9 protein-coding genes and 1 tRNA gene are annotated in these 12004 nt (G+C 48.5%); 5 read left to right on the top strand and 5 right to left on the bottom strand.

The window, feature by feature from the left end; all coding sequences use genetic code 11:
• Positions 1 to 12: 12 nt before the first annotated feature.
• Together tig and Pan241w_RS17380 are read right to left on the bottom strand one after the other, a co-directional pair.
• Complete coding sequence (gene tig / locus Pan241w_RS17385) at positions 13 to 1485, bottom strand: trigger factor (protein WP_145218295.1); 1473 nt, start codon at positions 1483 to 1485, stop codon at positions 13 to 15.
• Between the two features lie 195 nt (positions 1486 to 1680).
• A tRNA-Gly gene (locus Pan241w_RS17380) sits at positions 1681 to 1752 on the bottom strand.
• A 585-nt stretch (positions 1753 to 2337) separates the two neighbouring features.
• On the opposite strand from Pan241w_RS17380, the gene Pan241w_RS17375 reads away from it, so the two are divergent.
• Complete coding sequence (locus tag Pan241w_RS17375) at positions 2338 to 2616, top strand: Flp family type IVb pilin (RefSeq protein ID WP_145218293.1); 279 nt, start codon at positions 2338 to 2340, stop codon at positions 2614 to 2616.
• A 143-nt stretch (positions 2617 to 2759) separates the two neighbouring features.
• Positions 2760 to 3083, top strand: a complete 324-nt coding sequence (locus Pan241w_RS17370; protein WP_145218291.1) for a branched-chain amino acid aminotransferase — start codon at positions 2760 to 2762, stop codon at positions 3081 to 3083.
• A 115-nt stretch (positions 3084 to 3198) separates the two neighbouring features.
• Here the strand turns inward: Pan241w_RS17370 and Pan241w_RS17365 are convergent, their stop codons facing one another.
• Positions 3199 to 4218 carry a Gfo/Idh/MocA family protein gene (locus Pan241w_RS17365; protein WP_145218289.1) on the bottom strand — a complete coding sequence of 340 codons (1020 nt, stop codon included), beginning with the start codon at positions 4216 to 4218 and terminating at the stop codon, positions 3199 to 3201.
• A gap of 365 nt (positions 4219 to 4583) precedes the next feature.
• Here Pan241w_RS17365 and Pan241w_RS17360 point away from each other — a divergent pair, with 365 nt between their 5' ends.
• Entirely contained in the window at positions 4584 to 5435 is an 852-nt protein-coding gene (locus Pan241w_RS17360; protein ID WP_145218287.1) for a hypothetical protein, read from the top strand.
• Positions 5436 to 5499: 64 nt separating this feature from the next.
• On the opposite strand, the gene ettA is transcribed toward Pan241w_RS17360, so the two are convergent.
• A complete protein-coding gene (gene ettA, locus Pan241w_RS17355; RefSeq protein ID WP_145218285.1) occupies positions 5500 to 7173 on the bottom strand; it encodes an energy-dependent translational throttle protein EttA in 1674 nt (557 codons plus the stop codon).
• Between the two features lie 393 nt (positions 7174 to 7566).
• Positions 7567 to 9681: a DUF2079 domain-containing protein gene (locus Pan241w_RS17350; RefSeq protein WP_145218283.1), complete on the bottom strand. Its 2115-nt coding sequence runs from the start codon at positions 9679 to 9681 to the stop codon at positions 7567 to 7569.
• A gap of 204 nt (positions 9682 to 9885) precedes the next feature.
• Here Pan241w_RS17350 and Pan241w_RS17345 point away from each other — a divergent pair, with 204 nt between their 5' ends.
• On the top strand, positions 9886 to 10548 hold the full coding sequence (locus Pan241w_RS17345; RefSeq protein ID WP_145218281.1) for a nucleoside 2-deoxyribosyltransferase: 663 nt from the start codon (positions 9886 to 9888) through the stop codon (positions 10546 to 10548).
• A gap of 37 nt (positions 10549 to 10585) precedes the next feature.
• Complete coding sequence (locus tag Pan241w_RS17340; protein ID WP_145218279.1) at positions 10586 to 11923, top strand: HD domain-containing protein; 1338 nt, start codon at positions 10586 to 10588, stop codon at positions 11921 to 11923.
• Positions 11924 to 12004 lie beyond the last annotated feature (81 nt).

Raw genomic sequence — 12004 nt, 5'->3', positions numbered from 1 at the left:
AATGTGTGAGACTTATTCTTCGTCTGCTCCGGCTTCTTCCTCTTCGCTGGCTGCTGCAGCGAATGTAGAACAGACAGACCGGGCCACTGCGGAAACCTGATTTTCTTTTGGTTTCTCCATTTCCGTTTCGGTGTATTCTGCTTTTTCCAGAATGACATCGACGGCTTTCCGTTCACGCAGCTGTGCTTCCAGATTTTCGATCATACCGGACTTAACCATACGGGCACGAACGCGGCGTGGGCTTTCCCCTTGCTGCATTGCCATATAGTAAATTTCCATGTCGATTTCCTGGGGCTGAACTTCCAGGTTTTCTGTTGTCGCAATTTTATCCAGCACGAAATGCTCTTTCAATGCTTTGCGTGTTGAGGAAATGGCCTGCTGACGCAGTTCGTTTTCACGAGCCTGGATATCCTGGCGGGAAAAACCAGCTTGCTGCATTTCGAGGATTTCACGACGCAACGCGTTTTCAACCTGCTTAGTCACTAAGGACTCAGGCAGATCCCAGTCTGCAGATTCGGTGATTTTGTCCAGAACCTGTGATCGAGTCGTCTGGCGTTGCTCGTAGGTCACCTGACGTTCGAGAATGTTTTTGACTTCTTCTCGCAGCTCTTCTTCAGATTCAGCACCGATTCTTTCAAGAAGCTCTTCGTTGATCTCAGGGACCTTGATGAATTTTACACTTTTCACAGTGAATGTGGCTTTGACTTTTTCGCCCCGCATTTCGATCTGCTCTGCCTCTTCAGAGACTTCGATCTCCGTATCGCGGGTATCGCCTGTTTTGACTCCGGCCATCAACTTGCCGAAATCTTTGATTTCCGCATCCTGCAGACGCAAGACAGGTCGCAGTGGGACAACCAACTCATTGACTTCGCTGAGCGGTTTGCCATCGTGTTCGAATTTAATCGAGACTTCCAGGTAGTCTTCTGTTTCCGCTGCCTCTTTGCGTTCTTCCATTTCACCATATTGGTTCAGGAAGCGGTTCAGGTATTCATCAACGTCCTTATCTCCAATTTCGCGAACAGGACGTTCTAATTTCAGGCCTTTATATTCCGGCAATTTGAAATCGGGGCGAACTTCAACTTCAAATTCGAACTGGAATTCGCCCTCTTCGGGGATTTCCAGGCTTTCCACATCGATTGTTGGCTCATTGATCGGGTCGAGATCGTTGTCTTCTGCAATCAGCTCCAGGCTTTCCATTAAAACCCGTTGTTTGACCTGATCGGTCAGTTCCTGACGAAAGCGTTTTTCGATCAACTTCTTGGGCACATGGCCCACGCGAAAACCAGGAACCGTTGCCTGGCCTCCTAATTCTGAAACGGATTCAGAATAGAAATGGTCAATGTCTGCGCGAGGAACAGTGACAGTGACATGTTTTTTACAGGGACCAACCTCATCAATTTTGGCGGTCACGGACATTTTGTACTCGCTATCCGCAGAGACAGTTTCTTCAGCGGTGGCATCAGTTGTGGCGAGTTCGTCAGACACGGTCCAATCCTTTTCTTTACTTATGTGTAGAAAACAGCTGTGGGGGCATTACCAAAGTTCGGCACTCAATCTGAGGGCGGCAGTATTATACTGCGACGCTGCTTTTATGTGATACTACTTAAAGTATAAAAAGCCCCTCATGAATAATGATGGGGGCTGGAGTAGATCCCTGAGATTCTATGTGCGAAAAAAAAGAGCGGGTGAAGGGATTTGAACCCTCGACAGCCACGTTGGCAACGTGGTGCTCTACCACTGAGCTACACCCGCAAGTCAACACGTACCTATTCATTAGTGAATTGATCACCGTAGGTCACGGTACGTGGTTCCTGTGCTTGAGATTATGTCTTCTTATTCGCAGAGGTCAAGAGTACGAGGTGAAGTAAATCGTGGATATCAGTGACTTTTTTGATTTTTTACCTCGAAGCAGGGCCCGCTTCGTCTGTTTTTAACAGACTCTGACAATTGATGGGATTATTCAGGCAAATACGGGCGGAGATCAGACCTCTGAATTTCGTGTTGCGTTTTCTCACCATGTTGTGAAGCGACATCATTTCGATAACTCATTATTTCAAAGTATGTTATGAGGAAGACATCAGTCTGGGCTGATATCGTGTTGTGATTTCGCCTCATCACCGTTTTGAGCCCTTCCGATCCCGGTCAGAAAAAAACACCGATAAGGAAGATTTCTATCTCCTTACAAAATAATGATTTGCATCGATAGTTTTATACAGATTGTAAAAACTTTTTAACGGTTTGGCCCGTTTGGTATTCAGCTTGCTTTACACCCCAGTATCAACTTTGAAACGTTTAACTCGATGCAAAACAATATTTCACCACTTGGAGACACCAACTATGAAAAACATCCTCAACCAACTCATCAATGACGAAGCCGGTTTCATTGTTTCTGCAGAACTCGTGCTGATATCCAGCATCGCCGTTCTGGCTATGATTGTCGGACTTTCTGAAGTTGCCAACAACGTGAACCAGGAACTTGAGGATGTGGGCAGTGCTTTCTCTTGTATCGATCAGTCTTACATGCTGAGCAACGCACACGGCCACAAAGCCTGTACTGAATCCAGCAGCTTCTACGATCAATCTGACTTCTGCTCTGGTCAGTGGGACGTGCAATAATCGACGCGTCACATTCTGACAACCCTCTACCCGAAACGTGCTTTCTTTCCGATGCTGAGAGCCTGCAGGGCTTCACCACCCCTGTAGGCTTTATTTAACCCGAAACAAAAAATGAACCAAAACTCTTTCTGGAGACCATCAACATGAAACTCATGCTGATCCAATTGATGAATGAAGAGGCGGGATTTATCGTCTCGTCTGAACTGGTCCTTGTCTCAACGATTGCCGTGCTGGCGATGATAGTAGGACTCAGCGAAGTTGCTCACGGCGTGAACCAGGAACTCGAAGATGTGGGCAGTGCCTTCGGACGGATTAACCAGAGTTTCTATGTCGCTGGTGCCTCAGGCCATAAAGGCTACACCTATGGCAGTGATTTCCATGATCAGTTTGACTTCTGTGACGGAGAGAACGACATCGTCTGCGATCGTCCTCCTGTGAGAGAAGGACGAGGCGGCTACAACTATTAAAAGTCAAAAATCACACAACGTTTCCGAATAGGAAGCAGGCTTGCATCGAGGCGGGAGTCTCCACCTCAGGCACCCTCATCATCGTAAATGGTGAGGGTGCTTTTTTTGTATTCTATTATGTGGGAAAGAAGTCAGCTAAATTCACCACGGTTTCTGTACGGGCAGAATAGTCCAGGGCATTCAGGACCCGTTGTGTGTTGATTCCCAAATCAGGCCATTGTTGCTCTAACCGACCAGAACGAATAATGTCGCAAAAATGGTTGATCATACAGGTTTCCTGTAAAGGGGCTTCCGTCTCGTGTTTGGTAGCGTTGCCGAAGCCGTCGTTAACATAAAAGGCAGGCTTCTTATTTTCCCAGGGACGTGTGAAGTCATCACAGACCAGCGAGCCTTTCGTGCCAGCGAGTTCAAACCATTTCCGCATACTCACATCAAATCCGCAATCAAATGAAGCAATGCGATTTTTAGTGAACCACATAATGCCGGAAAAATTATAGTCAACATCATTATAAGGTCGCGCGGTGCCGAACACTTTTTGGGGAAGTTCATTGAATGCCCAAAGTGCGGCACCGATACAATACCAGCCAAGGTCACCCAGCGAGCCACCGCCCAGATCGCGCTGTAATCGCAAATCATTTTCTGGGACTTCGTCCCAGCAGAATGTAAATGAAGAAGTGAAACGGCGATGTTCTCCGAGTGCATCACTGCGAATCAGTTTCAGTATCTCATGAGCACGGGGATGGTGGTACCACATCACACCGTCCATCAGTTGAACCTGATTTTCCAGACAAACGCGTCGCATTTCTCTGGCTTGATTCACATTTAAAGCTAACGGTTTTTCACAGAGAACATGTTTGCCGGCCTTGGCTGCGCGAACCGTCCATTCGCCGTGCATCGAGGGAGGTAAAGGGATGTAAACTGCATCAATGTCCGGATCGTGCAAGAGTGCTTCATAGCTGCCTACACTTCGTTTTACATGGTGCCGTTGCGACCAGTCAGCTGCTTTCACCGGATCACGGCTGGCGATGCAGGTCAGTTCTGCATTATCAGCCTGATGAATGGCAATGCTGATTTTTTCTGCGATACGTGCTGTGCCGAGGATACCCCAGCGGACAGTTCGGTTTGAGTCTTTCATAAGATGTGTTCCAGAGAGTAATGAAATAATATTTATGAAAAAAAATTTGAAATCTTCAAACCAGATTGTTATTGTTAAAAATAGAGCAACATATCTTTAATAGAATCCATTCTTTTGTCTTTCAATAATTTTGCTCAATATCACAGACTTTCAAAGTTCTGTAAAGTGATCGTCGTTCAGTTGACCTGTCAGATTTGAAGCCGCGCTCAAAGAAGCAATCATATTTTAATGCGCTGATGTACCTGCACATTTTTATTGCGTGTAGGACTTGTACATATGCCTGCTGGATTGGTGCTGGCAGTGAAAGCAGTATTTTCAAATCACTACGAGTATGACCTGGTAAATCTGGTAGACAGGAGTGGAAAATGACCAAACGAATACAGTTGCTGTCAATTCTGGGAATCGTGTTACTCATCGGAGGAACTTCGATTGAACCAGTAAATGGGACTCCTAAAAAGAGTGTGATCACAACCTTAACTTTGAAGCCGGATGTACCTCAGGTAAGTCTGTTTGAGGGGATCCAGCAGAAAACACTTTCTGCCAGAGTCTTTCCCAAGAGTGCTTATAGCTCGTCGGTCTTCATCACCAATCAGACAACAGAACCGCTGACTGTGAAAGTTCCGTCGGCCGTTTCATCAGTGCATATTCTGGCTCAGGTCGATCAGGGGAATGGGCTCTTGCAGGGGCTGCAAGGGAATCAGCAAGCACAGACCGGCGATAGTCAGGCGGTGGGAGGCAATTTGTCACCAGTGGGGAATAATCAGAATTTTGACTTCCAGGGGCTGTTTACTATTCCTCCAGAAAAAACAGTTCGCCTGCAATTACGGTCGGTCTGTCTGGAGCATGGAAAGCCTTGTCCTTCCAGTCTGAAGACTTATGAGTTAAGGCCCATTGAAACCAAGGTCAAAGATAAGGCGCTGGTATTGTTGCTGAAGAAATTTAATCCCCGCAGAGATGATTTGGAAATGATGCAGGCTATCGCCTGGCATCTGGGCAGCCATATGGATTGGCAGGAGTTGGCCAATAAAAAGAAGAACCGCCACATCGGTGGAGGTGTGCCTTATTTCTCAAAAGCCCAATTAATATCTGCCCAAAAAGTTGTTGAGTTGGCTCGGATTGAATCGAATAGAAAGCCGGAGGTTCAGCAGATCTCGAAATCAAAAACCGAATTCGATGCGAGTTCCACTTTAAGTCGAGTCAGAGGAAATCGTCGCTAAATAAAAACAGGAGTATTCTTTGTGGGGAATACTCCTGGGTGGCTTGAATAAAGCTTTTTAGCAGTTAGCGCGAAAGTGGCTTGAACTGAATTCGATGAGGCGAGTCGGCATCTTTACCGAGTTCCTCATGGCGTTTGGCTTCGTACATTTTGTAGTTGCCTTCGAACCAGCGGACCTTACTGTCGCCTTCGAAAGCGATGATATGTGTCGCCAGGCGATCGAGGAACCAGCGGTCGTGGCTGACGACCAGAGCACAACCACTGTAATGCTCCAGTCCTTCTTCCAGTGAACGCAGGGTTTCGACATCCAGGTCGTTTGTCGGTTCGTCCAGCAATAACAGGTTACCGCCGGAACGCAGGAGCTTTGCCATGTGCACGCGATTTCGCTCACCGCCGGAAAGTTCTCCTACCAGCTTCTGCTGATCAGGGCCTTTAAAATTAAACCGACCGACATACGTTCGTGCGTGGATACTGGACTTACCAACGACCAGGTGTTCGTGTCCTTGTGAAATCTCTTCGTAAACGGTTTTCTTCGGATTCAAGGCATCCCGGCTCTGGTCAACATAGGAAAGTTCAACCGTATCGCCCAGTTCCAATGTTCCACTATCCGGTTTCTCCAGCCCCATGATCATTTTGAAGAGCGTGGTCTTTCCGGCACCATTCGGGCCGATGACTCCCACAATTCCACCACGGGGCAATTCGAAAGTGAAGTTTTCGAACAACAGTTTGTCGCCGAAACCTTTGGTGACATTTTCGGCCACGAGAACCCGGCTACCAAGCGGTCGGGAAATCGGAATTTGAATGTCGGATGCGTCAGATTGCTTTTCGTATTCTTCGGCAGCCAATTCTTCATAACGCTGGATACGGGCTTTGTTTTTGGAAGCCTGAGCTTTGGGTGACATGCGAACCCATTCCAGTTCCCGCTTGAGGAATTTCTGACGCTTGGATTCCTGTTTTTCTTCCACTGCCAGACGCGACTGTTTCTGTTCGAGCCACGAGGAATAATTTCCTTCGAAGGGAAGGCCTCTGCCTCGTTCCAGTTCCAGAATCCAGCCAGCGACGTTATCCAGGAAGTAGCGATCGTGGGTGATCGCGACAACCGTGCCAGTGAAGCTATGCAGATACCGCTCCAGCCAGGCAACCGATTCTGCATCGAGATGGTTGGTCGGTTCGTCGAGTAGCAGCAGGTCGGGGTTTTGCAGCAGGATTTTACAGAGTGCCACGCGACGTTGCTCGCCACCGGACAGGCTGCCGATAATTGAATCGCCAGGCGGAACTCGCATCGCATCCATGGCAATCTCTAATGTCCGGTCGAGCTCCCAGAGATTGGCGGCGTCAATCTGGTCCTGCAGGGTTGCCTGTTCTTCGATTAACTTTTCCATTTCTTCCGGAGAAGGATCGTCGGCGAACAGCATGTTGACTTCGTTGTAGCGATCGAGAATCGCCTGGGATTCTGCAACCGCTTCCGAGATACATTCATCAACCGTCTGATTGGGGTCCAAATCCGGTTCCTGCTTGAAGTAACCGATTTTAATATTTTTGGCGGGGCGGGCTTCACCGGAAAAGTTGGTATCTTCCCCTGACATGATTTTCAGGAGTGTACTTTTACCAGCACCATTAGCCCCCAAAACCCCGATTTTGGCACCGGGGAAAAACGAAAGCCAAATGTCTTTCAGAATCTCCTTCTGTTCATAGACTTTAGTGACGCCTTCCAGTTGCATGATATATTGTTGTGCCATGTTTCAATCTCGTGTCCGACCGGACTTTAACTTTCTGTGACTAAACAAGTTTCTGTATGTGCTTCCTCAAACTGCAGGCCGAAGAGCTCTGTCTGTCTCTGGAAAAAACCGACATTCCACTTGCCGCATACCTTAGCTGGACATTCTTCACAAGTCACTGGAAACGGGGGGGCTAGTCGGTGAATTCTTCAAAAAACTCTGGGAAATGAGGCTGATTTTCACAATTTCGCAGAGGGTTTGGCGGGGGTAACTTGCTCAGATTGGCGAACGCACAATTGCGTCTCCTTTGCCAGAATGGAATACCGGCGGTTGGGCGTACCTTTTATTATTACCATTGCCTGCGGAAAGAGAAGCCCCGTGTTGGAGAAAAATCAGGCTGACTTTACTGTTCTCTCAATCCTTCGAGTCGGATCCTGGTGCCGATTTACGTTTCAGGATAATGAAATAACCGTTTGTCTGATCTGGAATCAACTCCCACTGATCGGGGTGATCATGATATTCGGGAATCTGATCCGGGGTTTTGATTTCGCTGTAAGGGTGCTGTGTGTCAATCACGATATAGTCGGTATCAGCGGGGACTCCCGACTGGTACTCGTTGACTTTGCGTTTGTAGTTACTGTAATCGTAAGAGCGTGCATGGTGCGTGAAGCGAGGATGGACGAAATCGGTTGATGCGACCTTGCTGTCAGGTGGTATCTGTGACGCCACTTTCTCAAATTGTCTGGCTCGTTCGCCGGGGACATACAGCCGCTGCCAATACCAGGATGAACCGGAGTCCCAGAAAACCAGGCCCAATGGTCCCAAGCTGAAAAAGATGCCTGTGGCGATGGCTGAGGACCAGAGAAAATGTGTGGCAAACGTTTGTGCTGTTGTTGATTTGATTTTCCATTTCCAGCGGTCAATAAAAGCGGGGATATTCCCAGCGCCGAATGCTGCCGCCCAGCAGAGAATGGGGACAATCGGTGCATGGAAGTGATGGCGGGGATCGTGGGCCAGTTCATTAAGACAAAGCAAACCGAAAATCGGTGTCGCCACCAATAAACGGCTTGGCGAAAACAGAGGCAGGAAGCCTAAGGGGACAAGCAGCGCTAGAGCATAAATAAAGGTATCGGGGCGGAACAGTTCCCCCAACAGCAGTGCCGGGTTGAATAAAATATTCTGGACGACTTCACCAAGTGAGTTTCCGAATTTTTGAAAGTAGCCAACGTAATGCACCTGTTCGCCGCTACGAAACCAGGGAATGGCGACTTTCACGACGAATGCCAGATAGACCACCGCAAACAGGGAAAGGCCGACACCCGGAGCGACTGTTTTCAGTAAATTCGGTTTGGCTGTGGCACTTTCCTGTTTTCGCGTGCGCCATTGCTGCCAGGCAATCCAAAGCCCCAGCGGGCCGAGCATGATGGCGTAGTCTTCTTTGGCGGTCAATGTAAGTAATAGGAGAACGACTGTTGTCTTCCAGCGTTTCATTTCGATCGCTTCCAGTGCAAACAGCAGCAGGGGGACCCCGAACGAAATCGGGCGAAACGTTTTCAGGTCAATGGCGATGTCAAGAAACTGCAGCGGAAAATAGCATAAATAAGCGGCTACGATAGTTTTGCCGACGAGCGCCGAACGGCTATGACGTACGGCCATGCGATACAGGGGAATCGCACCAACGGCCAGTGCCAGTGTTTCACATAATTCCAGCATTAAGTGAGAAGGCCTGATCAGATATAGCGGCAGTAAGAACAGGTGGATGAACTGAATGTGTTCTCCCCAGAAGAGACCTTGATCCAGATAGCTGCGAAAACCTTTTCCGTGCGACACATTCCAGAGGTGTTCTTCATACATGGCAGAATCGCCGTGGGGTAGCAGCAAGCCTTCATACAATCGCCAGTTCATGAACGTGAATATGGTCACAAACAGCCCCATCATCAACCAGGCAGAGAAAGGAATCACGATTTTACGAGTTTCATTTACGGCTTCCGTTTTCAGTTCGGAATCCAACGGGGAAACGGGGAAGAGTAATGCGGCAAAGGCGGCGATCCAGACTGCGATGGCTACGGAAAACCAGAATTGAGATGTTGCCAGCAGCAGACTTTCGATACTGGTCCAACCAAGAATGAAGGCAGCCACGCGAAAAATTTCCCAGGCACCGGGCAGCAGCCACCAGCGGTATCCGTTCCAGCCCCACTCCGTTAACGCGGAGCTATAGGAACGGCGTTGTGTTTTAGAAATCAAAAAAGCACCGCCGGCCCAAGTACCCAGGGCAGCGATCATCAGATAACCCATCAGGGGGAAAAAGGGAATGATGGCGGATCGCGTTGCCGGTTCGATCTGGCCGGACCAGTCCTGGATGAGACTTTGCCATAAATCGGAACTGACGTATAAGGTGGCGATGTCCAGATTGCTGAAAATGGATTGTACTGCCAGAGTGACCGTACCACTTCCCAGTAGAATGCAGAGTAGTCCGTAGGTGAAACGGCGGCTGTCAAATTGGGATGAGGCTGTCGTATTTTGATTCATAAATATTGGTCTGGATTCAGGTACACATGCGATAATCTTGTGACAAGATAGGCGATTCAGATTACGAATTTTAGAGAAGAAAGCTGAAAAGAATCTGGTTTGGGTGAAAAATATTGGCGTATTGCTACAATATCTCGCAGGATCCCATCTCAATTAATATTCTAAATGGTTTTCTTTCAGCAAGGAAGCATTACAGGTTTGACCATGAAACATTCTGATGAGCAGATACGCGTTTACTGTGCGGGCCCATTATTTAATCGATCTGAACGCGAAGAAATGACGGCGATTGCCGATCAGTTAACCCAAACCGGATATCAAGTCTATTTACCTCATCGGGATGGCATGGAGTTTCGCCTGGTGCTGGATGTTCTGGTAGAACGGAACTGGGATACACCGACGGCGGCTCAGTTTTTGCATGAAGCCATTTTTGCGCTGGATGTGTATCAGCTTGTTGAAGAATGCGAAGCGATGGTCTGGAATCTGAACGGCCGGACGCCCGATGAAGGTGCGGTTTCAGAAGCAGCCATGGCCTGGATTCTGGGAAAACCGTTGATCGCGTATCAGGATGATGTCCGTTCTCTGATTCAGGGACGCGTGAATCCGCTTCTGGTGGGAATGGTAGAATTTGAATCCGTTGATCAAATCGACTTGATTCCCAATGTATTGTCAGAGGCAATTCAGAATCAAGGTCTGCGGCCTTCGGTTCAAAGCACACTGTTACCAGCGAAGGTGCAACGGGCTGTCCAAGCGGGGCGCGTATTGTGGGATGCGATGTGTTCCGAGGGCGCACAGGAAGATAACGAGATGATTGCAACGGTCGTAGAGGAGCTGTTTTCTCCCAATGATCGCTCGACACTGCTGGCCTGATCCGTGAATATGTAAATCAAAAACTGATTGATGCTTTATGAACCATCCCTATGTCGAGATACCTGAGCTTTCCAATTTACAGTCTGGTAGCGGTTTGGTTCGCATTCCTTATCAACAGGATGTTCCCTTTACGAAGCGTGTGCGTGCGCTGGTGGATACGGCTGAGTTTCGCAGGTTGTCGCAGATTACTCAGCTGGGGTTTACGGCGCTGGTGTATCCTGGGGCAACTCATACCCGGTTCGAGCACGCGTTAGGCGTTTACCATAATGCGTTGCAGTATCTGTGGCAGTTGGGAAAAGATGCCCGATTTGCTGCGATTATCGATGTGCATACTGCGGAGGTGCTGATTGCCGCGGCGTTATTACACGATATTGGTCACTGGGCGTTCTGTCATTTGATTGAAGATATGTCTCTGGAAGGCATCCCCCGGCACGAGCTGTTCGCACGGGAATTTCTGTCAGAAGGGCATGAGCTGGCAGGCATCTTGAAGTCGGAATGGGGCATTGAGCCGGAAGAGGTTCTGGATATCTTAGTTCCGAAATCGGATACGACAGAGATGCGACTGGTGCGATCGATTTTATCCGGGCCCATTGACATTGATAAAATGGACTACCTGGATCGAGACAGCCTGCACGCCGGTGTGCCTTACGGCCGCAATTTTGATAAGAATCGACTGATCCATTCACTGATGGTCAACGAAGCCGGCGATGGACTGGCGATTGGTTCGAAAGGAAAAACCGCGGCTGAATTGATGGTGTTTGCCCGGTATGTCATGTTCAGCGAAGTCTATTGGCATCATGCGGTGCGTTCTGCCAGTACGATGTTTGCCCGCGCCTTTTTTCATCTGTATCCCAAGCTGGATCTGACGGAATATTTTCAGTTGACAGAAGCAGACTCCATTGCTGTCTTACGTAAACAGGCAAAAGGGACGGCGTGCGAACGATTGGTTGAAGGTATCTTCAGTACAAAACGATTATTGTATAAGCGTGTCGCTGAATTCAGTTTTTATGAATCGGCTGATGTGTTTGAGTTGATCGCCCATCAGCCGGTCTCTTCGCTCGTTAAGTGGAGCGAGAATCTGGCGCAACGAATTGCACAGCGTTTGAATCAAAAGGTAGAGTCGACCGATATTCTGATCGATGCACCGCCTACACATCGCGAGGTGGAATTTGATGTCGAAATTTATTCGGCGCGCGAAGCTAGATATCAACCGTTGCATATCGTCTCGCCCGTCGTGGATACACTGGCGCGGAAGCAGTTTGACGATTTTGTGAAGCGGGTGCGCGTGTTTGCGCATCCCGAGATTGCCCGTCAGTGTGCTGAAATGCAGGAGTTCGAGAAACTGCTGGTCGAATCCGTTCAGGAATCATTCTGATCAGAATTACCTGAAAAGGCTGTTATTCAGTTGCAGGAATGTTAAAATCGATTGTAGCTCAGGTCTGTTTTCAAATGCTTC

This window comes from Gimesia alba, from assembly GCF_007744675.1.
In the GTDB taxonomy this organism is placed as follows: domain Bacteria; phylum Planctomycetota; class Planctomycetia; order Planctomycetales; family Planctomycetaceae; genus Gimesia; species Gimesia alba.
This window is presented reverse-complemented; position numbering and strand designations above follow the sequence as displayed.